The organism is Thiocapsa sp. (assembly GCF_018399035.1).
Taxonomy (GTDB): Bacteria; Pseudomonadota; Gammaproteobacteria; order Chromatiales; family Chromatiaceae; genus Thiocapsa.
This window is the reverse complement of sequence record NZ_CP073760.1, coordinates 4641784-4664152: the sequence shown is the minus strand read 5'-3', so window position 1 is coordinate 4664152 and position 22369 is coordinate 4641784. Positions and strand designations below refer to the sequence as shown.

General features: G+C 65.6%; 17 protein-coding genes and 2 pseudogenes. 15 read left to right on the top strand and 4 right to left on the bottom strand.

Going from position 1 to position 22369, the window contains the following annotated elements; all coding sequences use genetic code 11:
• Positions 1-248 precede the first annotated feature (248 nt).
• The 5 genes from KFB96_RS21265 (at position 249) to KFB96_RS21245 (ending at position 5057) form a co-directional block, all read left to right on the top strand.
• Positions 249-1241 (top strand): IS110 family transposase, encoded by a 993-nt coding sequence (locus KFB96_RS21265; RefSeq protein WP_213501534.1) that lies wholly within the window; start codon positions 249-251, stop codon positions 1239-1241.
• A 1093-nt stretch (positions 1242-2334) separates the two neighbouring features.
• The gene (locus tag KFB96_RS27065) at positions 2335-2670 is read left to right on the top strand and encodes a hypothetical protein (protein WP_300970664.1); all 336 of its coding nucleotides are present in this window, start codon (positions 2335-2337) and stop codon (positions 2668-2670) included.
• Positions 2663-4021, top strand: a complete 1359-nt coding sequence (locus tag KFB96_RS21255; protein WP_213501532.1) for a DDE-type integrase/transposase/recombinase — start codon at positions 2663-2665, stop codon at positions 4019-4021. Before KFB96_RS27065 ends, KFB96_RS21255 begins: the two co-directional genes overlap by 8 nt.
• On the top strand, positions 4021-4821 hold the full coding sequence (locus KFB96_RS21250) for an AAA family ATPase (protein WP_213465867.1): 801 nt from the start codon (positions 4021-4023) through the stop codon (positions 4819-4821). The genes KFB96_RS21255 and KFB96_RS21250 overlap by 1 nt, the downstream gene beginning before the upstream one ends.
• Positions 4818-5057, top strand: coding sequence for a hypothetical protein (locus KFB96_RS21245; protein WP_213460147.1), 240 nt, complete (start codon positions 4818-4820; stop codon positions 5055-5057). Before KFB96_RS21250 ends, KFB96_RS21245 begins: the two co-directional genes overlap by 4 nt.
• A gap of 1155 nt (positions 5058-6212) precedes the next feature.
• Here KFB96_RS21245 and KFB96_RS21240 read toward each other — a convergent pair.
• A pseudogene (locus tag KFB96_RS21240) lies at positions 6213-7327 on the bottom strand (reverse transcriptase domain-containing protein).
• 870 nt (positions 7328-8197) lie between these two features.
• Positions 8198-9312 (bottom strand): annotated as a pseudogene (locus KFB96_RS21235) (reverse transcriptase domain-containing protein).
• A gap of 754 nt (positions 9313-10066) precedes the next feature.
• On the opposite strand from KFB96_RS21235, the gene KFB96_RS21230 reads away from it, so the two are divergent.
• The 7 genes from KFB96_RS21230 to KFB96_RS27055 all read left to right on the top strand — a co-directional run bounded on the left by KFB96_RS21230 (position 10067) and on the right by KFB96_RS27055 (position 15357).
• Positions 10067-10447 (top strand): hypothetical protein, encoded by a 381-nt coding sequence (locus tag KFB96_RS21230; protein WP_300970663.1) that lies wholly within the window; start codon positions 10067-10069, stop codon positions 10445-10447.
• Positions 10448-10622: 175 nt separating this feature from the next.
• Complete coding sequence (locus KFB96_RS21225) at positions 10623-10847, top strand: DUF433 domain-containing protein (RefSeq protein ID WP_213461138.1); 225 nt, start codon at positions 10623-10625, stop codon at positions 10845-10847.
• Positions 10844-10987: a DUF5615 family PIN-like protein gene (locus tag KFB96_RS27060; RefSeq protein WP_300970662.1), complete on the top strand. Its 144-nt coding sequence runs from the start codon at positions 10844-10846 to the stop codon at positions 10985-10987. The genes KFB96_RS21225 and KFB96_RS27060 overlap by 4 nt, the downstream gene beginning before the upstream one ends.
• 165 nt (positions 10988-11152) lie before the next feature.
• Positions 11153-12829, top strand: a complete 1677-nt coding sequence (locus KFB96_RS21215) for a DUF6399 domain-containing protein (RefSeq protein WP_213501530.1) — start codon at positions 11153-11155, stop codon at positions 12827-12829.
• Positions 12829-14070, top strand: coding sequence for an ATP-binding protein (locus tag KFB96_RS21210; protein WP_366931576.1), 1242 nt, complete (start codon positions 12829-12831; stop codon positions 14068-14070). The genes KFB96_RS21215 and KFB96_RS21210 overlap by 1 nt, the downstream gene beginning before the upstream one ends.
• 350 nt (positions 14071-14420) lie before the next feature.
• Positions 14421-14858 (top strand): hypothetical protein, encoded by a 438-nt coding sequence (locus KFB96_RS21205; RefSeq protein ID WP_213461136.1) that lies wholly within the window; start codon positions 14421-14423, stop codon positions 14856-14858.
• A gap of 178 nt (positions 14859-15036) precedes the next feature.
• Positions 15037-15357: an SCO family protein gene (locus tag KFB96_RS27055; RefSeq protein WP_300970660.1), complete on the top strand. Its 321-nt coding sequence runs from the start codon at positions 15037-15039 to the stop codon at positions 15355-15357.
• Between the two features lie 84 nt (positions 15358-15441).
• Here KFB96_RS27055 and KFB96_RS21190 read toward each other — a convergent pair whose 3' ends face one another.
• Positions 15442-15906, bottom strand: coding sequence for a DsrE family protein (locus KFB96_RS21190; RefSeq protein ID WP_300970659.1), 465 nt, complete (start codon positions 15904-15906; stop codon positions 15442-15444).
• Positions 15907-16249: 343 nt separating this feature from the next.
• Here KFB96_RS21190 and KFB96_RS21185 point away from each other — a divergent pair, with 343 nt between their 5' ends.
• On the top strand, positions 16250-16969 hold the full coding sequence (locus KFB96_RS21185) for a Crp/Fnr family transcriptional regulator (RefSeq protein ID WP_213461134.1): 720 nt from the start codon (positions 16250-16252) through the stop codon (positions 16967-16969).
• A gap of 153 nt (positions 16970-17122) precedes the next feature.
• On the top strand, positions 17123-19384 hold the full coding sequence (locus tag KFB96_RS21180) for an NADP-dependent malic enzyme (protein WP_213461132.1): 2262 nt from the start codon (positions 17123-17125) through the stop codon (positions 19382-19384).
• A 519-nt stretch (positions 19385-19903) separates the two neighbouring features.
• Here the strand turns inward: KFB96_RS21180 and KFB96_RS21175 are convergent.
• On the bottom strand, positions 19904-20467 hold the full coding sequence (locus KFB96_RS21175; RefSeq protein ID WP_213461130.1) for a hypothetical protein: 564 nt from the start codon (positions 20465-20467) through the stop codon (positions 19904-19906).
• A 262-nt stretch (positions 20468-20729) separates the two neighbouring features.
• Between KFB96_RS21175 and KFB96_RS21170 the strand changes: the two genes are divergently transcribed.
• The gene (locus KFB96_RS21170) at positions 20730-22313 is read left to right on the top strand and encodes an MFS transporter (RefSeq protein ID WP_213461128.1); all 1584 of its coding nucleotides are present in this window, start codon (positions 20730-20732) and stop codon (positions 22311-22313) included.
• Positions 22314-22369 lie beyond the last annotated feature (56 nt).

Below are 22369 nucleotides of genomic sequence, written 5' to 3'. Positions count from 1 at the left end.
ACAAGGAAAGCGATAAACGGACTTTATGAAGAGTGCCCGGGAAGCCGTTCGCCCCTGAAGCCTGGATGTCGTGTTCCGCTGTTCAGAGCTTGCATGTAGATGGGCTCCCCGCCCTCTTCGCCCATACCGAAGAGTATCCGAGGCCGTGGACATGTCCGGGAGCCTGCATACACAAGGTCGGTAGGCGAGGGTACAGGGTCGGGGAACCGGGAATCATAATATCGCGTTGCATCCTGAAGAGACAGACGATGAATACAGCCGGAATCGATGTGGCCCACAAGACCCTGGCGCTGGCCGTCAGCACCGAGGAGAAGCTCGGCAAGGTCCGCGAGTTTGCCAACACACCAAGCGGTCATGCCGCGCTGATTAAGCGCCTTGCAAGGTGCGCGGGTGGAGCGGGTGTGCCTGGAGGCGACCGGCAGCTATCACCTGACCTGGCGCTGGCCATCGATGCGGCCGGGTTGGCGCTCATGGTGCTCAACCCCAAGGCCGCCAAGCGCTTTGCCGAGGCATTGCAGACGCGCAACAAGAGCGATGCGGTCGATGCCGGGGTGCTGGCGCAGTTTGCCCGGCGCATGCCGTTCGAGCCATGGCGGCGCCCGGCGACCGAGGCACTGGAGCTGCGCGCCTGCGCCCGGCGCCTGGAGGCGTTGGTGGTCGATCGCACGCGGGCGAAGAATCAACTCCACGCGCTGCTGCAAAGCACGACCACGCCGGCCGTGGTGCTGGATGACGTGCGCCTGAGCATCCACCAGTACACCGCCCAGATTGATGCCCTGCGTGACTGGGCCGATGCGCGCATCAGCGCCGACGAGGAGCTTGCGCAGGTCTACCGGCTGCTCACCGGCATCCCCGGCATCGCCGCCGCCAGCGCCATCCAGCTCATGGGTGAGCTGCTGGTGCTGCCCGAGGACATGCGTGCCAAGCAATGGGTCGCCCTGGCCGGACTGGATCCGCGCCAGAGCACCTCGGGCACCAGCGTGAACAAACCCCCGCGCCTGAGTAAGGCCGGCAACGCCCACCTGCGCAAGGCGCTGTTCATGCCCGCGCTGAGCGCCGCGCGCCATGAACCGCACGTCAACAGCTACTACACGCATCTCATCGAAGCGCGCGGCCTGAAGAAGATTCAGGCCATCTGCGCGGTCATGCGCAAATTGCTGCATGCCATCTATGCCATGCTCAAGCACCGCCAAGCGTTCGACGGCAGCCGCTTCTGCTTGCTTCGCGAGGCCGCGGCATGAGCACCTCGGCGATGTCCGCCACGGCACCCTCCTCGGTTGGCCCGACAGCACGCGCGTGGCCGTCCAAGAGCCGCCGACAAGACGAGCGCGTTCAACCACCACGGCGCAGGGCATTCATTGATCAAAAACCAGCAGCAGTCGCGTCGCAGACGCTCGCAGCCAGCAGCGGCTTCAGTGCGGCGCAGTGTGGGCAACGGGTGAATGAGTGTGGTCAAGGTGGGGGCAACCCGCCGGGAGCGGGTTGTCCCCGGCTTGTCCACACGCCCGCTTGCGGCATTCACGTGTTGTCCACACGGAGTCCGCCCGCGCCCCACCCGCAGCCAAGCCCCATCCATCATCGAAGGTGGGTCCGATGGGGTTGGCAGCTGCTCAACGACCATCCCGCCGAAACAACGATGAGGATAGAAAAAAATGATGGATAGGAGGCAAATCGGACTTGCGTCAGAACAGAGTATCTACATGTTGGTCGATGCTTTCCCGGAAATCACCTAAGTAAACGGAGAGTAGGCCGGGTTCTCACCGTCGTGTAGACAGAAGTGTTGTTTCCCATCCTGATCCGCAAACCACCGGCCATTTTTGCAGGGAATCTTCCACCGGTGATGTCGTTTTCCGGTGAGGTAATGCGGTAAGCGCGGAGCGCGGATGTCCCGCACGCTTCACCGGCGTGCACTCTCGCGGTCGCCCCGGCACAATCGCCTCACCCTCCTCCAAATGAGAAGGCCCGCCACGGGTGCAACCGTGCGGGCCGATGGCCGGTGCAACTACGCTTCGAGTGTCATCTCACCGGCGCGGACTACGTTATCCAGCAAGCCTGGTTGGATGCAAGTCTTCCGCGCTGTCCGCTGCATCCGCAAGGCGGGTGTCACTTCGCTCGGCACGGGACCTATGCGCGGGTCTCCCCGCCCGGCACGCGCGTGGCGCGCTGGTACTGTCCCGAGGGGCATCGCACCTTCAGTCTGCTCCCCGACTGTCTGGCGGCGCGCCTCTCGGGCACGCTCGCGGAGGTCGAGGCGGTGGTCAGTGCGGCCGAGCAGGCCCCGAGTCTGGAAGCGCTGTGCAAGCAGCACCGTCTGGACATCGAGCTACCCGGGCGTTGCGCTGGGTGCGACGGCGCGTGCAGGACGTGCACAGCGCGTTGCATCGGATCAAGGGCATCCTGGGCGAGCCTTTCGCGCTGGTCGAGCCGACCCTCACGGCGTTTGCCGACCACCTGGAGGTGGAGCAGGTTTTGGTGGCGCTGCGCGGGATCGCCGCGGCGTGGTTGGACGCGCTGCCCAGCCGCTCGGATTCGCGCCCCGGCGCCACCCGGGCGGCGGTGCGCTCCCCCGCGTCCAACACCGTGCGGGGCCTGACCCGCCGGGATGCCAGGCGTAGGGTCTCCCGCGCAGGCAAACCGCCTGCGTCAGCCGCGGAGTGCGTCCATGAGTGACCCGCAAACCGATGTTCAGCACGACATCGCCCTGTTTCGCTACGGGGTGATCGCCGAGTTCGTGCCGTGGCCCAAAGAACGGAAGGGCCTGTATGAGGCGATCCAGGCGAAAGCCGAGCGTGAGCACACCATCCCCGGCAGCGCCCGCACCCGGGTGGCCGCCGAGACCATCCGCGATTGGCTCAGGGCCTATCGGCGCGGCGGCTTCGACGCACTCCTGCCCAAACCGCGCGCCGATCGCGGCCAGGCGCGCCGGCTGCCGCCCGGCGTGGTCGAGGCGCTGCTCGCCGCCAAGGAGGCCAACCCGCAGCTGTCGGTGCAGTTGGTGATCCGCGCGGTGCGCCAACGCCCCGAGGTCCCGCCCGACCTGCCGTTGCCGCCCTCGACCGTGCATCGGTTGCTTGCCCGTCACGGCCTGATGGACGCGGCCAAGACGGCGAGTCAGACGCAGGACCGGCGCCGGTTTGCTTTCGAGCAGGCCGGGGAGCTGTGGATGAGCGACGTCATGCACGGTCCGGCCGTGGTGGTCGGGGAGCGCGTCAAACGCAAGACCTACCTGATCGCCTTCATCGACGATGCGACCCGCGTGATCCCGTACGCGCGCTTTGCCCTCTCGGAGAACACCCGGACCTTTCTGCCGGTGCTCGCGCAGGCGATCCTGCGCCGTGGCTTGCCGCAGAAGCTCTATGTGGACAACGGCGCCAATTACCGCTCCAAGCAGCTCGCCCTGGTCTGCGCCAAGCTCGGCATCGCGTTGATCCACGCCCGACCCTATCAACCGCAAGGCAAGGGCAAGATCGAGCGCTGGTTCAAGACCGTGCGCGCCCAGCTGCTGACCCGCCTGACCGAGGCGGATCTGGCCAGCCTCGCGGCGCTCAATCGTCGCCTCGCCGGCTGGATCGAGGGCGAGTATCACCACACCCCGCATCGCGGCCTGGACGGTGCTACCCCGCTCGAGCAGTGGGCGCGCACCGGCGCGGGCGTGCGCTTTCCCGAACCCGGCCTGGATCTGGCCGATCTGTTCCTGCACGAGGCGGTGCGCAAGGTGCAGAAGGATCGCACGGTCAGCCTCCACGGGGTCGTCTACGAGGTCGACGCCGCCCTGGTCGGGGAGAACATTACCCTGCGCTACGATCCGGACGCACCGCCCGAACGGCCGATTCAGGTCTGCTTCGAGGGCCGGGAGCACGACCCGGCACGTCCGGTCCAGACGTATGCGAACTGCTTCGTCAAACGCGATCGCCCCTCGCGCACCTTGGCCGTGGACGGCCCGGCCCCCGAGCCCGCACCCTCGACGCTGCGCCTGCGCGCGCTGCCCGAGACGGATGCCGACACCCTGGAGGGGCGCTGATGTACCGCAAACACTTCGCCCTCACGGCCTTTCCCTTCGATCTGACTCCGCCGCCGGATGCGCTGTTTGCCGCCGCCAGCCTCACCGAGGCCGAGGCGCGCCTGAAACATCTGCTGGAGCTGCGTGCCATCGGCCTGATCACCGGCGAGGCCGGCTCGGGCAAGACGACGGTCTGCCGCAAGGTCGCCGCCGATCTGCATCCGGGACTCTATCGGGTGTTCTATATCCCGCTCTCCACCGGCAACGTGATGGACATGTACAAGACCATCGGTTGGGAGCTGGGACTCCCGGTGGAGCGCAACCGTGCGGCGGCCTTCCGCACCATCCGCACCGAGATCACCCGCTTGAGCCTGGAGGCCAAGCAACGCCCCGTCCTGATCGTCGACGAGGCCCATCATCTGCGCAACGAGGTGCTCGAGGATCTGCGCCTGCTCACCAACTACCAAATGGATTCGGAGAATCGCCTCTGTCTGCTGTTGGTCGGGCTCACGGAGCTGCGCCGCCGTCTGAGCATGGCGGTGCACGAGTCGCTCGCCCAGCGCATCGTGGTACGTCATCACGTGACCGGGCTGACCCGCGAGGAGTTGCCGGCCTATCTGACCCATCGTCTGCGCCTGGCCGGCTGCGAGCTGCCGCTGTTCGAACCGCCCGCCGTGGAGGCGTTGTTCCAGGCCACCCGCGGCATGCCCCGCAAGGTCAATCGTCTGGCCCACTACGCGCTGACCGGCGCCGCCCTGGAGCAGGCCCGTCAGGTCACCGCCGAGCACGTGCAGACTGCCCGCGAGGAGGTCGCCCCATGAGTCGGCTTCCCGAACCCTTCACCATCCTCCTGCCCGAGGACTGGACGCCCGAGCAGGCCTGGGCCGTCCAGGATTGTTTGGATGAACTGCTCGTGCAGATCCAGGCGCGCTACGGAGCGGCCGTGCAGCAGTGGCTCGACGGCGAGGACACCGATCCGGACCCGGACCCGCCGCCCGACGCCGTCACCCAACTGGACCTCTTCGGCACCGACTTCGACGATCCGTTGCCCTTCTGACCGACCCGCGCCCGGCGGGTCGCCACCCGCCGGGCACCCTCCCCACAGGCGCCCGACCCGGGCGCGTCGATCACCGCCGCGACGCACTCCACACGTCGCCTTCGCGCTCCTCGGGCTCCTCGCACTCCTCCACCTGCCGACACTGCACCACCGGGGTGATCAGTGCGGGAAAACCGCGAGCATTCCGCGCGAAATAATTCGGGAATTGGGCGGTGAAACTAAGTGAGCAACAACAAGAAGTTCGTGTTCTCTGTTGCCGCCTGGTTTCCCGGCGGTGCCACAATATCTCTGCCATGCGACGGCTCGTTCCCGGCCCCTCGCAGAACCGGACTTGGAGTGTTACACCATCCGGCTCCCAGCCCGAGTCTTTCACAGTGGAACAGGGGAGCGATCCGGCGCCCTGTCGACTCCGCATTGACGGCACCCGCCGCAGCGCAGGGCTTCGCACGCACCGCCCAAGGACGGGGCACGCCGACTGTGTGAAACGCGCGAGCGTCGTTGCCACGGACAGAGTCCTCACGGTGTAGGGCCGTGTTTCACCCTCGCGTTGTCTCAGGCCGCCACCCCTTTGCTCGACCCGCGTTACCGGGCGTCAACGCTCGTATGGATGGCTCCGACTTCCACGCAACGCCGCCCACGTCCTCGCTTTTAACTTGTTCGCGGGTGCCCGCCTCCAGCGGACCGATGCGTGGATCTCCCTGGTTACCGCATGCTCTCGATGTCAGGCTCGATACGGCCTCGGACCCCGAGGAGTACCCGCATCGCACGCCATACCGCGACACGGATTGTTGCCTGCCGGAGGGACAAACCCGTCGGCACTCCTGACTGTTCTTTACGGGGCTCAACACCTTCAAGGTCGGCTCCACCCGTTACCTTTGCACCTCGCCTGCTTTCGTGCCTACGCATCGACGTGTCCGTTGCCGTCCACGCCGCAAGGCTCGATACTGGGCTCGCGGCGCACGATTACCCAGGCGGGATTCCCACCCGCTAGAACACGCGGCCTTGCCAGGCCGCACGGAGAGTAAGCCGGGTTCTTGCCGTCGGTTAGGCTGATGTTTGTGTTCTCGGTTTGCCGCCTGGTTTCCCGGCGGTGCCACATGATCTCGGCCATACGACGGTTCGTTCCCGGCTCCTCGCAGAACCGGACTTGGAGTGTTACACCATCCGGCTCCCAGCTTGAGTCATCCACCAAGGGACGGGGTAGAGATCATGGATGATCCGAGCACGCGGCAGCAGGGGGCGAATGGCGGCGCTGAAGCGCTTCCAGGTCAACGAGCGGCGCTGACTGCGGCGGTTTAGCCACTTAAACAGCAGGCCGCCGGCGAAGTGGATGTAACTCGCCAAGGCGCGGCCGTTGCCGCTCACCCCGTAGTACTGGAGATGCCCGCGCAGGTGGCGCACGAGGTAGGCCAGCATGGCCGCCCCGCCCTGCGTGCGCAGGCCGCGTAGTCGCTCGTTCAACAGTTTGAGCTTCTTGGCCATGCGCTTGCCGTCGGTCTTGCGCCCGACCACGAACCGGCCCCGACGACTACGGCCCACATAGTGGGTGAAGCCGAGGAAGCTGAAGGTGCGCGATCCTGCCGCGGTGTCGGCACGTTGCCCAAGGGCGTGGCTGCCGAAGCGTAACAGCGCGGTTTTGCTCGGTTCGACTTCCAGGTCGAAGGACGCCAGTCGTTCGGTCATGGCGGCCAGGAAGGCGTTGGCATCGGCCTCGTACTCGAAGCAGGCGACATAGTCGTCGGCGTAGCGGATCAGGTAGGCTTTGCCGGCACAGCCCCTGGCGAAACGTTTCTCGAACCACAGGTCGAGCACGTAGTGCAGGTAGATATTGCTGAGCACGGGCGAGACCAAACCCCTTGCGGGGCACCCTCGTCGCTGGCCGTGAATGCGCCGTCTTCCATGACGCCGGCCTTCAGGAAGCGCCGCACGATCCGCAGAAGATTGGGATCGGCGATGCGGTGCTCCAGGAAGCGCAGTAAATGGGCATGCGAGAGATGATCGAAGAAGCCTTTGATGTCGGCCTCAACCACCCATTGCGTTTCTGCGTTGGTGATGACCTCCGCGACCCGCCGCAACGCATCGTGCGCGCTACGACCGGGACGAAAGCCATACGAGCAGTCGCAAAATTCCGGCTCCCAGATGGCTTGCAGGAGGCGGCTGAGCCGATCCTGCACCAATCGGTCCTCGAAGCTCGGCACACCCAGCGGACGGTAGCGTCCATCCCCCTTGGGAATGTAGCTGCGCCGCACCGGTTGCGGCCGGTAGCCCATTCGGCGTATCCGCGCCGACAGGTCGTCCAGTTGCGCGTCCAGGTCCTTTCCGTAGTCGTCTTTTCTTACCCCATCGACTCCGGGCGCCTTGTTTCCTTTCTGTCGCTCGAAGCTTTCGCGCAAGCCCTCGGGGTCGAACAACAACCCCATCAGAGAATTGAACCGCTCTCGCAGTTGCTCGCGCGCCATCAGTGTGAAACGCTCAAGTTTGGTTGTCACGGACAGAATCCTCTCGGCGTAGGGCCGTGTGTCGCTTTCGCGTTGTCTCAAACCGCCACCCCTTTGCTCGACCCGCATTACCGGGCGTCATCGCTCGTATGGATGGCTCCGACTTCCACGCACCACCGTCCGTGTCCTCGCTTTCTACACTTGTTCACGGGTGCCCGCCTCCGGCGGACCGATACGTGGATCTCCCTGGTTACCACGTGTTCTCCATGTCAGGCTCGATACGGCCTCGGACCCTGGGAGTATCCGTACCGCTCGCCATCGCGCAGCACGGATTGTTGCCTGCCGGAGGGACAAACCCGTCGGCACTCCCGACTGTTCTTTACGGGGCTCAACACCTTCAAGGTCGGCTCCACCCGTTACCTTTGCACCTCGCCTGCTTTCGTGCCTACGCATCGACGTGTCCGTTGCCGTCCACGCCGCAAGGCTCGATACTGGGCTCGCGGCGCACGATTACCCAGGCGGGATTCCCACCCGCTAGAACACGCGGCCTTGCCAGGCCGCACGGAGAGTAAGCCGGGTTCTTGCCGTCGGTTAGGCTGATGTTTGTGTTCTCGGTTTGCCGCCTGGTTTCCCGGCGGTGCCACATGATCTCGGCCATACGACGGTTCGTTCCCGGCTCCTCGCAGAACCGGACTTGGAGTGTTACACCATCCGGCTCCCAGCTTGAGTCATCCACCAAGGGACGGGGTAGAGATCATGGATGATCCGAGCACGCGGCAGCAGGGGGCGAATGGCGGCGCTGAAGCGCTTCCAGGTCAACGAGCGGCGCTGACTGCGGCGGTTTAGCCACTTAAACAGCAGGCCGCCGGCGAAGTGGATGTAACTCGCCAAGGCGCGGCCGTTGCCGCTCACCCCGTAGTACTGGAGATGCCCGCGCAGGTGGCGCACGAGGTAGGCCAGCATGGCCGCCCCGCCCTGCGTGCGCAGGCCGCGTAGTCGCTCGTTCAACAGTTTGAGCTTCTTGGCCATGCGCTTGCCGTCGGTCTTGCGCCCGACCACGAACCGGCCCCGACGACTACGGCCCACATAGTGGGTGAAGCCGAGGAAGCTGAAGGTGCGCGATCCTGCCGCGGTGTCGGCACGTTGCCCAAGGGCGTGGCTGCCGAAGCGTAACAGCGCGGTTTTGCTCGGTTCGACTTCCAGGTCGAAGGACGCCAGTCGTTCGGTCATGGCGGCCAGGAAGGCGTTGGCATCGGCCTCGTACTCGAAGCAGGCGACATAGTCGTCGGCGTAGCGGATCAGGTAGGCTTTGCCGGCACAGCCCCTGGCGAAACGTTTCTCGAACCACAGGTCGAGCACGTAGTGCAGGTAGATATTGCTGAGCACGGGCGAGACCAAACCCCTTGCGGGGCACCCTCGTCGCTGGCCGTGAATGCGCCGTCTTCCATGACGCCGGCCTTCAGGAAGCGCCGCACGATCCGCAGAAGATTGGGATCGGCGATGCGGTGCTCCAGGAAGCGCAGTAAATGGGCATGCGAGAGATGATCGAAGAAGCCTTTGATGTCGGCCTCAACCACCCATTGCGTTTCTGCGTTGGTGATGACCTCCGCGACCCGCCGCAACGCATCGTGCGCGCTACGACCGGGACGAAAGCCATACGAGCAGTCGCAAAATTCCGGCTCCCAGATGGCTTGCAGGAGGCGGCTGAGCCGATCCTGCACCAATCGGTCCTCGAAGCTCGGCACACCCAGCGGACGGTAGCGTCCATCCCCCTTGGGAATGTAGCTGCGCCGCACCGGTTGCGGCCGGTAGCCCATTCGGCGTATCCGCGCCGACAGGTCGTCCAGTTGCGCGTCCAGGTCCTTTCCGTAGTCGTCTTTTCTTACCCCATCGACTCCGGGCGCCTTGTTTCCTTTCTGTCGCTCGAAGCTTTCGCGCAAGCCCTCGGGGTCGAACAACAACCCCATCAGAGAATTGAACCGCTCTCGCAGTTGCTCGCGCGCCATCAGTGTGAAACGCTCAAGTTTGGTTGTCACGGACAGAATCCTCTCGGCGTAGGGCCGTGTGTCGCTTTCGCGTTGTCTCAAACCGCCACCCCTTTGCTCGACCCGCATTACCGGGCGTCATCGCTCGTATGGATGGCTCCGACTTCCACGCACCACCGTCCGTGTCCTCGCTTTCTACACTTGTTCACGGGTGCCCGCCTCCGGCGGACCGATACGTGGATCTCCCTGGTTACCACGTGTTCTCCATGTCAGGCTCGATACGGCCTCGGACCCTGGGAGTATCCGTACCGCTCGCCATCGCGCAGCACGGATTGTTGCCTGCCGGAGGGACAAACCCGTCGGCACTCCCGACTGTTCTTTACGGGGCTCAACACCTTCAAGGTCGGCTCCACCCGTTACCTTTGCACCTCGCCTGCTTTCGTGCCTACGCATCGACGTGTCCGTTGCCGTCCACGCCGCAAGGCTCGATACTGGGCTCGCGGCGCACGATTACCCAGGCGGGATTCCCACCCGCTAGAACACGCGGCCTTGCCAGGCCGCACTGTCCCCGGAACTGGAACTGGCCGTGGGGTGCGCGCAGCCCGACGCTGAAGTACATGGAGAGTGCTCCCGCGGCGGCGGAGCCGAGGACGGCGGCGGGGATGACGCGCAAAGGGTACCCTGGCGGCGCCTGCTCGGAGACCGTCAGGCGAATGACTATCTGGGCGTGCTGCGCGCCAGCCTCTCCGCACCCCAGATCGCGCGCGACCTGCGCCTGCCCGGCTATCGCGCCTACAACGCCGCCCTCGAAGACCAGCTCGACCGCGTCATGGGCGGCAGCGCGACCCCCGAGGAGGGTCTGCGCGCCGCCGCAGCGGACTGGGAGGCCCTCACCGACCGTCTGGGTCGCAACAGCCAGCGCCGACATTATCGGGAGGCACTGGGGGTGTCTGAGACGGCCGATTGAGACGGGGTTGTTCGACCCGGGTGGTCTCGGTCGGACGGACTCCTCCCGCTCCCCAAGACCGGGTTGACCTGGAGCGTTGGAATAGACTACAGAGGGTTTTCAAAAGCACTTCGAGCCGAGCGCGAGTCTCAACCCACACCAGCTGCGCTAATAAGCACCGACAAAGGACACGATGATGAATGACTCGATCACGATCGACCCGAGCATCTGCCATGGCAAGCCCTGTATTCGCGGCTTACGCTACCCGGTTGAAAATGTCCTCGAATGGCTTGCGGGCGGAATGACGATCGACGATATCCTGACGGACTACGAGGATCTGACACGCGAAGACATCCTCGCAGCCCTCGCCTTTGCCGCTCGAGTGACACAGACCAAGCGCATCGAGCCATTGGCGGCGTGAGGTTCATCGTCGATGCGCAATTGCCGAGACGACTGGCGCGCTGGCTGAACGCACGCGGGCACGATGTTCTGCATACGCTCGACTTGCCCGAGCAGGCGTTGTTCATAAGCCCGTCCAAGTCCGAGTCCGGGGCTTGGTGACGGATGTGCGGGGATTTGGCAGGACCCACGAAATTTCATACCCTTGGAAGTGCAAACTAACCGAGGGTTCGAAAAGATGTTCGAAGATCCTGCCGAGAGTGACTTTAGACCAAGCGCGGGCGCTGCGCTACCCGGACGTTCGAGACCGGGCCGGAGCATCGGCTCATGACGCGACGCACACGCTTGGAGCAAGCCGAGCACATCGCGGCGGCCGAAGCACGGCTGGCGGCGGGGGAGACGCAACGCGCCGTGGCCACCGAGATGGGTATTGCGCGCAGCACCTTGCGCGACTGGTGCGGGGAGGTTCCGCGCGGGGATCCGCCGACGGGCTTGACGGCCTTCGCACGCACCCCGGAGGGGATCGATTGGTTGCATCGGCTGGTGTTGGCGGCGCATTTCAGCATCACCTTGCGGGCGGCGGGCGGCACCCGGCTGGTGAGTGAGTTCCTGGAGCTGAGCGGACTGTCGGCCTTCGTCGGGGTCAGCGACGGCGCGCAGCATGCGCTGAATGTCGCCTTGGAAACGGCCGTGGTCGCGGTGGCCGCGCAGCAGCGCACGGCGCTTGCCGAGGGCATGCCGGCGCGTGCGGTGACGGTGTGCGAGGACGAAACCTTTCATCCGGGGATCTGCTTGGTCAACATCGAGCCGGTGTCGAACTTCATTGTCCTGGAGCAATACGCCGCGGATCGCACCGCGGCGACCTGGACGGCGGCGCTTCAGGACGCCTGCACGGGGCTTGCCGTGGAGGTGATCCAGAGCACCGCCGACGAGGCCAAGGCGCTGCGTCGGCATGCCGAGGCGGATTTCGGTGCCCACCACTCCCCGGACCTCTTTCACGGCCAACACGAGGTCTCCAAAGCCACGTCCTTGGCGTTGGCGCGCGATCTGCGCCAGGCCGAAGCCGGCGTCGCCGCCGCGCAGAGACACTGGGAGGCCGAGCGCGCGGCGCAGCAGGCGTTCGAGGCGCGCGTGCCGCGCCCGCTCGGGCGTCCGCCCGACTTCGAGACCCGCATTGGCGCCGCCCTGAGCGCGCTGGTCGCCGTGGAAGCCGAACGCGACCGCGCACGGGAGCGGCAGAGCGAGGCGCGCGCATTGATCCGCGAGCTCGGCGTGCTGTATCACCCGTATGATCCGGTGGATGGACAGACCCAGCCGGTGGAGCGTGTGGCGGCGCGCTTCACCGACGTCTGGACGCGCCTGAAGGGATTGGCCGAGGCCGCCGAGCTGCCCGAGCGCGCTCGCGAACGCCTCGCCAAGGCCGAGCGCCTGACCGTGCAGTGGCTCGCCACGCTCGCGTTCTTCTTCGCCACCGTGACCGCCAGGGTCGAGGCCCTCGCACTATCCCCGGAGCTGGAAGCGGCGGTCCTCGAGCAGCTCATCCCCGGCATCTACCTCGAGCGCGTCGCCGCCCGCAGCACCGCGGCCGAGACCCGACACCGCGTGCAGGCGGCGAGTACCGCGTTGCTCGACGTCCTGCGGCGCGCCGATCATCCGCTGCAGCGTCTCGCGCCCGAGGACAGCGCTCGGGTCGAACAGGTCGCCGGCGCTTGCGCCGATCTGTTCCAACGCAGCAGCTCCTGTGTGGAAGGACGCAACGGCCAACTGTCGCTGCATCATCACGGGCGTCATCGCTTGAGCGACCGCAGGCTCGCCGCGCTCACCGCCGTGCACAACTTCCACATCCGCCGTCCCGACGGCACGACCGCCGCCGAGCGCTTCTTCGGGCGGACACATCCCGCACTGTTCGAGGAGCTACTACTGCGTGTGCCCTTGCCGCCGCGACCGCGACGCCGACGGCCACGCCCGCCGAAACTGCCCTATCTGATGCCGGTCGCGGCCTGATGGCGGTGGCCGGGATAATGAACAAGGCCCCCGAGCAAAATCGGACGCGGGATGCCGACATCACCGCGCTGGCGTGCCGCGAGGATCGTATCGTCGTCAGCAAAGACGCTGACTTCGTGGTTGGAGACCCGTGCCGGGGTGGCCGCAGTGATGGAGCGCACGCTGCCGGCGCCCAGGGACCTCCACTGGATGCGGAGCGGTTGGCAGGCTCGGCCTTCAGCGACCTGCTGCTCGGAGCCGAGTCGCCGAGCCTCGATCAGGTGCGCATGTTCCGTGACGCCTTCGAGCGCACCCGCGGTCAGCTTTCGGATCTGCTCCCGAGGATCCCGTCGGGACTGCGCCCGGAGTTCGCACAAGCGATCGCCGACCTGGAGCTCCAACTTCAAGCCGACGGCGTCTTCCGACTGCGCGAGCAGGAGCTTGGGACCATCGAGGCGGCGGAGCACCTGGTAACGGCAAGCCGCGACATCGCCGCTGCGCTCAAGACGCGGGTGGATGCGCTGGATCGGCGGGACGAAATCGGCGATCTCGCCCGCCTTCTCCCGGCGCCAACGGCTCGCGCCCGAGATCCTGGACATCAATGCGCTGGTCGGCGGCATGCTGGATCTGCTCGAGGTGACCGTCGCGGAGGGCGCCGAGCTGAGTGCCGTGCTGGCACCGGACCCGCCGCGGGCGCGGGTCGACCCCGGACAGCTCGAGAAGGCGCTCATGAATCTGGTCATCAACGCCCCGATGCCTTGGATGGCGGCGGTCGGATCAGCGTCACGACCGCGGCTGCCGGTGACGACGCCGTCGAGGTCGCGGTCGAGGACACGGGGCGCGGCATCCCCGCGGACGTCCTCGAACGCGTGTGCGAACCCTTCTTCACCACCAAAGCGCCCGGCAAGGGCAGTGGACTCGGGCTCAGCATGGTGTCTGGATTCGCCCGCCAGTCCGGGGGCGAGATGCGGATCGAGAGCCGCGTCGGGGAAGGCACGACCGTGCGCATCCGGCTTCCGGTCGCCGAGACCTCCGCGTCGGTATCCGAGCACATCGCAGACGCCGCGCGATCGACAATCCATCCTGATCGGGGAGGCGGATGTCGAGCAGCACGATGTCGGGCGTGCGGTGTCGCAACAGCGCCGTCAGCTCCTCGACCCCGCCGACCATCTTGCAGACGCACAGACGACCCTCCGCCAGCAGAAACAAGGTGCGCCGTTGCGCGTCCTCGGAGACCAGTAATTCACCGTTGGTCAACCTGACGAGCCCCATGCGCTCAGCCAGAATCGACGCTTCCGTCTCGTCCAGCTCGGTGCCGAGCACCGAGCTGCGCACGCATCCAGCCAAGTTGTTTCGGGGGGAAATTCGCTGAGCCAAAGAATCGGCGCAGCTCAGTCCGGATCCCGTTGACGCGTTCGCAACCCCCGGAAGCGTTCGCGCGCGGAACGTCGGGCTTCCGCCTGGCGTCACTGGCCATCGACTGCGGCAGCCGTCTCACGACGGGACCGGGACGCGGCGAGCACAATCGGAATAGAATCCGCGCCAATGCGGAACCGTAACGGCGGCAAGCCAGTCGTCCGGCCGGCCCGGACGCCTTGATGAGGAAAGATCCATGTCCGAAGTGCAAGAAACCGCGGCTCGACCCGCCATCGTACAAGCCGTGCTGCGTCTTCCACCGGCCGAGCAGCACCGGCTCCTGGGTTGGTCGCGAGGTCTGGGCGAGATTCGTTACGGGACCTTGCGCGGCTTCAAAAAGGCGGCAGCCATGCTGGCGCTGACCCGCGATCGCAAGGCCACCTGGCCATTCCTCAAGGTGCTGACGCTGGCCTTGAAGCATGTTGTCTGGGATGCACGCTCCTGGACATTGCGATTGGGCGTGGGGGCAATCATCGCGACCTTCGTCACGGTCGAGAAAGGAGGCGCCGGCATCGTGTCCCTGGGGGACGGGATCGGGCTCCCGCTGTGGATGTTGATCGGAGCCGGCGGCGTCTTGATCGGCGTGCTGGCGGACACGATCGAGAAACGCAGGAAGTCGCGTCGCAAGGGCTGACTCGGCCGGCAAGCGCGGTCGACGGATACCGGGGCATCAGCGCGCATCGGTTCACGGGCCCCGACATCTGCCCGACCACGCCGGTCGAGGCCGCGGCGATCCTGAAGCGGCTGGGTGGTCGCGCGGATCGCATCCAGCCCATCTTCACACGGTCGATCCGCAGCGCGATACCCCGCAGGTGCTGGCGACCTATACCGCCTACTTCCACCCGCGCATCATCGGCCTCACCGGCTCGGCGTCGCTCATCGCACGCGCCGCCCAAAACTTCAACGCCCGGCGCTGTCCGGACTCCTCCTCGGCACGCGCCTCGGCGACTTGTCTTGCCTGCTCGGCCGCCTGCCGAGCGAGCTCCGCCTCCGCATGGCTGCGCAGCGGCTCGCCGGTGGCGGGATCATGGAAGCGCCGTTGTCCCGCATCCAACCGCAGATCCAGGCCGAGCACGGCGCTGTGCATCCGAAGATCGGTACCCGATCGCTCCTGCACGGGCAGCAGCCAATAATTGCGCTCGATGAGCTGCAACGGCGATCTGCCGGTGGTCGCCCGAAGGGCGAAAGCCTGCAAAGACTTGGCCCTTCGAAGGCGACTACCAGGTCAAGGTCCGAGTATCGTCCTTGAAGAGTGCGCCGCCGGTCAGCTCGGGGTTGCCGACCTGAGCACCGGGGATCAGGTCCGCCTCGGCGACACCGTAGTGCTTCATGCACATGGGACACACCAGAAGCAGGGCGCCCTTGCCGATCATCGCGGCCAGTTTCTCTTGGTGCTCGCCGAAGGTCGCGGCATTCGCCTTCGCCCCGATGAACACACCCTTGTCGTTGAGGAAGATGGTCAAGGGGTGGCCGCGTTCGAGCTGATTCTTCCCGAACGTGATGCCCATATTCGCGCGGTGCGGGTCATCCGTCGTCAAGTTGATGAAGAGCGGGTCATCGTCGCTCGCCAGGACGGGCGCCACGAGGCCGCCCGCGGTCAAGGCGAAGGCCACGAGAAGTGTGGATAAAAGACGCATCGCGATGTCCTCGAGGTTGTAGTTGGTATGGTTATCGCCATCCAAATGATCGTTGGATCGGCCGGGGATCCGACCACCGCGACGGAGAGGTGACCGGATCGCGGCAGCGTAACCCGAGAAGATGTTCCCCCGAAAGGCTGTCGAGCACCCAATTCATGTCGGCGTCGACATACCGCACCGCGCTGTCCGCAAGCGCAGACGCAGACGCGCAGGGTCCGGAGCACCGAGATCTTTCCTGCGTGCGCTCCGTATCTCCGGGGCTCCGTGAGCGATTGCGGAACCTGATCGCTGCTTAGGATCCGAGCTCGGCGGCGGCTTGACTCTCCCGCTCCGCTCCCGTAGATCCACCCGAGAGCCAACCGACGGCAAACCCGCAGCAAGGTGTCCGATGATCGACGCGTTGAAGACCGCCCCCCTCCTCGCCGGCCTGAGCCAGAGCCAACTGGAACGCGTGAGCCGGCACGCGACGCGTGTCGTCCTCGGCGCCGAGCAGCTTCTGTTCAGTCAGGGTGATCCCGCGGAGCGCTTCTATCTGGTTCTCACGGGCCGGATTCAGCTCTTTCGGCTCTCGCCGGGCGGGGCGGAGAAGGTCATCGAGCTGGTCTCGCCCGGTCAGACCTTCGCCGAGGCGCTGATGTTTCTCAACGCCCCGCGCTATCCGGTCTGCGCAGGCGCATTGGCGCCATCCGAGCTGCTGAGCTTGGACGCGCGGGACTTCGCGCTGATGCTGCACGAGTCGGTCGACACCTGCTTTCTGATGCTCGGCTCGCTGAGTCAGCGCCTGCGCGGTCTGATCGGCGAGATCGACAACCTGACCATGCATACGGCGAGCAGCCGAGTCGCTCGCTATCTGCTGACGAAGGTCTCGACCGAGAGTCGTTCGGTCAAGCTGGACGTGCGCAAGGGCGTGCTGGCCTCGCGCCTGTCGATCCAGCCGGAGACCTTCTCGCGTGTGATGAAGGAGCTTGCCGGGCGGGGCATCATCGAGGTCCAGGGCGCGCAGGTCACCATCGTCGATCGCCCTGCCCTCGGCGAGGTTGCGGAGCTGCAGGACAATATCGAGCTGGGCCCGCCGAACAGCGAATCGATTCAGATGATCAAGGGCTGATTCGAGAAGACGCGTGTACGCCCTGCGTCGCTCGAGACAAATCGGTTGAAATCTTTGCAGCCATCTGCTGCGCCGCAGCATAATAACCCGGACATGACGGCCGCACCGACCGAGTCGGCCAAGCGCCCCGCACACCACCCAACGGAGACCCAGATGCCGGACTCATTCGACCAGAACGCGCTCGACTATCACCGCTATCCCAAGCCCGGCAAGCTGGAGATCAAACCGACCAAGCCCATGGGCAACCAGCGCGATCTGGCGCTGGCCTATTCGCCCGGGGTCGCGGCGGCCTGCCGCGAGATCGAGAAGGACGCGATGAACGCGTCGCTCTACACCGCGCGCAGCAACCTCGTCGCCGTCATCACCAACGGCACGGCGGTGCTGGGTCTCGGCGCCATCGGCGCGCTCGCCTCCAAACCGGTGATGGAAGGCAAAGCGGTTCTGTTCAAGCAGTTCGCGGATATCGATGTGTTCGATATCGAGATCGAGGAGCGCGACCCCGAGAAGTTCATCGAGACGGTCGCACGCATGGAGCCCAGCTTCGGCGGCATCAACCTCGAGGACATCAAGGCGCCGGAGTGCTTCATCATCGAGCGCGCGCTGAAGGAGCGGATGGGCATCCCGGTCTTCCACGACGACCAGCACGGCACCGCCATCGTGGTCTCGGCGGCCATCCTCAATGGCCTGCGCGTGGTGGGCAAGGACATCGGCAAGGTCCGACTGGTGACGGCCGGGGCCGGGGCCGCCGCACTGGCCTGCATCGACCTCTTGGTGAGCATGGGCCTGCCGAAGGAGAACGTCACCCTGACCGACATCGCCGGCGTGGTCTACAGCGGCCGCACCGAGGAGATGGATCCCTATAAAGGTCGCTACGCGATCGAGACCGAGCAGCGCACCCTGCAGGAGGCCATCGAGGGCGCCGACATCTTCCTGGGGCTCTCCGCCGCCGGCATCCTCAAGCCCGACTGGCTGCTCAAGATGGCGGACGCGCCCATCATCATGGCGCTTGCCAATCCGGTCCCCGAGATCATGCCCGACCTGGCCCGCGCCGCCCGACCCGATGCCATCATCGCCACCGGACGGTCGGATTTCCCGAATCAGGTCAACAACGTCCTCTGCTTCCCCTTCATCTTCCGGGGCGCACTCGATTGTGGCGCCACCGAGATCAACGAAGCGATGAAGATCGCCTGCGTCAAGGCGATCGCCGATCTCGCCATGGCCGAGCCGTCGGACATCGTGCGGGCCGCTTATGGCGGAGGCGAGCTGACCTTCGGACCCGAGTACCTGATCCCCAAACCCTTCGACCGGCGTCTCATGGAGAATCTGGCCCCTGCGGTCGCGCGTGCCGCAATGGAGAGCGGGGTCGCCACCCGACCCATCGCCGACCTGGACGCCTATCGAACCGCCATGCATCTGCGGGCCTATCGCACCGGGATGACCATGAAGCCCGTCTTCGATCAGGCGCGAGCCGCACCGAAACGGGTGATCTACGCCGAAGGCGAGAACGAGCGCGTCCTGCAGGTGGCCCAGCAGGCCATCCTCGAGGGGATCGCCCGCCCGATGCTGATCGGCCGCCCCGAGGTCATCGGACACCGCCTGAAAGAGCTCAGCCTGACCATGCGCCCGGATCGTGATTTCGATCTGATCGTGCCCTGCGAGAACACCAACTTCGACACGCACTGCCGAACCTTCTACGAGCGCGTCCAGCGACGCGGCTACGCGCCCGACGAGGCGCAGGAGTACATCCGCAACGACCCGACGGTACTGGCCGCGACCATGGTGCGATGCGGCGATGCCGATGCCATGATCTGCGGCGTGGTCGGACGCTATGCACGACACCTGAAGCATGTCGAGGAGGTGATCGGCACCGCGCCGGGCGTGCGTCATCTCACCGCCATGAACGCCATCGTCCTGCCGGCGGGGCCGCTCTTCATCGCCGACACCTATGTGCAGGCGGACCCGAGTGCGGAGGATCTCGCCGAGATCACCTTCCTGTGTGCGGCGCAGGTCCAGCGCTTCGGGCTGCGGCCCAAGATCGCGCTGCTCTCGCACTCCAACTTCGGCAGCCACGAGTCGCCGGCCGCCCGCAAGATGCAGGAGGCGATGCAACTGCTCCGCACCCGCGCCCCGAACCTCGAGGTCGAAGGCGAGATGCACGCCAACCTGGCCTTGGACGCCGCCGTGCGCGAGGCGCGCTTCCCTGACTCGAAGCTGAGCGGTCGCGCGAATCTTCTGATCATGCCCAATCAGGACGCGGCCAACATCGCCTTCAACCTCTTGCGGACCATCAACGAGGGCGGCGCCTTCGGCCCGATGCTGCTCGGGGCGGACCGCGCAGCCCACATCGTGACGCCGAGCACCTCCGTGCGGGGACTGCTCAATATGACCGCTTTGGCCGCTGTGCAGGCCGAGTGACCCAAACGCGTCAGCAGATGACGGCCTAGGTCATCGTCGATGGGGCTCCGCGTTCGCGCCTCGGAGCCCTCCGCCCGCCTCGCCCGGCGACTCCGGTTGCTGCCGAACGGAAAACCGCCCGCCAACGGGCGGTATTATTTTCATATATTTCAGTTTATTGTATTCATGACGCGCTGTGCAGCAAGGGATCTGCGGTTCCGGCCGGTCTGCAACGCCGACATCTCCCTTCACCCACTCGCACTTTGGCACATCCTCTGCGGAAACCGTCACCTGATGACAGGCTGGGTCAAAGTCGGTCCCGCGACTTGTCGCCGAAACCCTGCCAAGCGGTGGATCACCGCCTGGCACGAAAACTGATATTCACGAAGCGTGGGCGGTCTCGAGGATGTGAATCTGCCCCGTCAACGTTCGGGCTCGTGAGCAGGGAGGCCAAGGCGGTTCCGCCGAGGACGCACAGCTCCACGCGCACGGGTCCGGCGTAGGCCACTGCAGCCGTCGGTTGCAGTGGCCGCCTCTCGCTCAGTCGGCGGATTTCTCGCCCGCAAATTTCTGCCACAGGATCAGTCCCACCATCACCGCGACGGCAAGCATGGACACCATGAGCGCTGCATCGTCGAGAAAAGCGACGACGATACCGCTGACGATGAGAAAGACACCGACGACCGACATCCGCGGATTGCCGTGAACCCCGGAAAGGAACGTCGTCAGGCCGAGCAGGAAGATGATCTGCAATCCCGTGAGCTCGGCGTTGAGGACATCCTTGAGCTGCGGCAGATAGAGGATCCAAACCAAGACAAACAGGGCCCCCCAATGCAGGATCGTCTTGAGTGCAAACGCGGTCCGCGCCTTGGCGTCTTCGCCGGCAGAGCTCCAGCCGATCGCCAAGGCAACGAGGCCGAAGACCGGGATCAAGATCTGCCAGTAGAGGAGCGCGAACTCCAACCGCATGTCGGTGAAGGCAACACCTGCGATCACGGCGACGAAGAGAAGAACGTAGGGCCACTGCTCCAGCATGAGACGAACAAGGCCACTGCGCTGGCCGGCATCGGGTTGGGTCAGACTGGGTTGGTTTGCATTCGACACGTTTGAGTCTCCTAATGGTTGTCCGTCACTCGAGTCGCGGCTTGCATTGTACGAGCACGATCCGGCTGCCGGCTGACCATGCCGGCGATGTCGGTTCCCGTACGCAGACCATGGTAGTACGTCCGCGGCTCGGCGTCAGGCGAAGTCTGTCCCGTTCGACCTTGAGCGGAGGACTCGCCGAACGGTATCCTCCCCGGTGTTTTCGTCCATTTGCAGTCGCCTTTGCGCCGGTTCCGGCCGGCACGGCGACATCGAGAGGCCCATGACGCCAGTCGATACGAACACCACCGGGGGATGGAAGTCGACGGCGCGCGAGCTCTCCAATCCGCGAGTACTTTCGATGCTCTTTCTCGGTTTCTCGGCCGGGATCCCGCTTCTGTTGATCTTCTCTTCGCTCTCGCTGTGGTTGCGCGAGGCCGGCGTCGAGCGTCAGGCGGTTACCTTCTTCAGCTGGGCCGCGCTGGGCTATTCGTTCAAGTTCGTCTGGGCGCCCTTGATCGACAAGCTGCCGCTGCCCTTTCTGACCCGTCGATTCGGACGGCGTCGCGCGTGGCTGCTCGTCTCGCAGCTCGCCATCATCGCCGCCATCGTCGGTATGGCGCTGGTGGATCCGTCGACCGGCACCGGCCATGTCACGCGCATGGCGATTGCGGCCGTGCTGCTCGGCTTCTCGGCGGCGACTCAAGACATCGTGATCGACGCCTACCGGATCGAATCCGCCGCGCCGCGCCTGCAGGGGCTCATGTCCTCGACCTATATCGCGGGCTATCGGATCGGGATGGTGGTCGCCGGTGCAGGCGCGCTCTACTTGGCCTCGCTGTTCGGATCCGAGGCCGGCGACTACAGCTTCCGCGCCTGGCAGCTGACCTATCTCGTTATGGCCTCGACCATGCTGATCGGGGTGGCGACGACACTGCTGATCTCCGAGCCCGAGACCCGGCGTCCCGACGCCCATGTTTACGGTGCATTGGACTATCTGCGACTGGTCGGCGTCTTCCTGGTGGCCGCGGCAGCCTTTGCCGGCGGGTTCTTCATCTCGGGCGGGGCCTTCTCCGGGCTCAAGGCGTGGGCGGGGGGCGGGCCGATCACCGGCTTCCTCTTGGAAACCCTGCATTTTGCCGTTGCCGTGTCCGCGGCGGTCGCTGTCGGATGGCTGTTGGTCGCCGCCGGGGCCGTGAACGCCGTAATGGCGCGCGAGACCTGGATCGAGCCGGCATTGGATTTCTTTCGCCGCTACGGTCTGAAGACCGCCCTGCTCTTGTTGGCCCTGATCGGGCTCTATCGGATCTCGGACATCGTGCTCGGCGTGATTTCCAACGTCTTCTACCAAGACATCGGTTTCTCCAAGCCGCAGATCGCGACCGCCGTGAAGACCTTCGGGGTCATCGTGAGCATCCTCGGCGGACTGCTCGGCGGACTGATGGCGACCCGTTACGGGGTCATGCGGATCCTGATGCTCGGCGCCATATTGTCCGCGGCCACCAACCTCATCTTCGTCGTCTTGGCGCTGGCCGGGCCTGACCTGACCTGGCTGTACATTGCGGTCGCCGCGGACAACCTAGCCGCCGGACTCGCGAGCGCGGCCTTCGTCGCCTTTCTGTCGAGCCTGACCAGCGTCTCCTTCACCGCCGTGCAGTACGCCATCTTCAGCTCGCTCATGACACTCTTGCCCAAGGTCCTGGGCGGTTATTCCGGCTCGATCGTCGACGCGATCGGCTATCCCGGTTTCTTCGTCTTCACGACCTTGATCGGCGTCCCGGTGGTCCTTCTGGTCTGGCTGGCCGGGCGAAGCCTGGCGATCGACGATCGGGCTCGAGAGGCCGCCGCGGCGGCAGCGGTCGCGTGAGACCGAGGGGCCCCGTGAACGACCGGAGCGGCTCGGATCACAGGACCGTGCGATCC

Coding starts and splice junctions, on each gene's coding strand:
- KFB96_RS21265 (WP_213501534.1), top strand. CDS start 249: ATGAATACAGCCGGAATCGATGTGGCCCACAAGACCCTGGCGCTGGCC.
- KFB96_RS21255 (WP_213501532.1), top strand. CDS start 2,663: ATGAGTGACCCGCAAACCGATGTTCAGCACGACATCGCCCTGTTTCGC.
- KFB96_RS21250 (WP_213465867.1), top strand. CDS start 4,021: ATGTACCGCAAACACTTCGCCCTCACGGCCTTTCCCTTCGATCTGACT.
- KFB96_RS21245 (WP_213460147.1), top strand. CDS start 4,818: ATGAGTCGGCTTCCCGAACCCTTCACCATCCTCCTGCCCGAGGACTGG.
- KFB96_RS21225 (WP_213461138.1), top strand. CDS start 10,623: ATGAATGACTCGATCACGATCGACCCGAGCATCTGCCATGGCAAGCCC.
- KFB96_RS21215 (WP_213501530.1), top strand. CDS start 11,153: ATGACGCGACGCACACGCTTGGAGCAAGCCGAGCACATCGCGGCGGCC.
- KFB96_RS21210 (WP_366931576.1), top strand. CDS start 12,829: ATGGCGGTGGCCGGGATAATGAACAAGGCCCCCGAGCAAAATCGGACG.
- KFB96_RS21205 (WP_213461136.1), top strand. CDS start 14,421: ATGTCCGAAGTGCAAGAAACCGCGGCTCGACCCGCCATCGTACAAGCC.
- KFB96_RS21185 (WP_213461134.1), top strand. CDS start 16,250: ATGATCGACGCGTTGAAGACCGCCCCCCTCCTCGCCGGCCTGAGCCAG.
- KFB96_RS21180 (WP_213461132.1), top strand. CDS start 17,123: ATGCCGGACTCATTCGACCAGAACGCGCTCGACTATCACCGCTATCCC.
- KFB96_RS21170 (WP_213461128.1), top strand. CDS start 20,730: ATGACGCCAGTCGATACGAACACCACCGGGGGATGGAAGTCGACGGCG.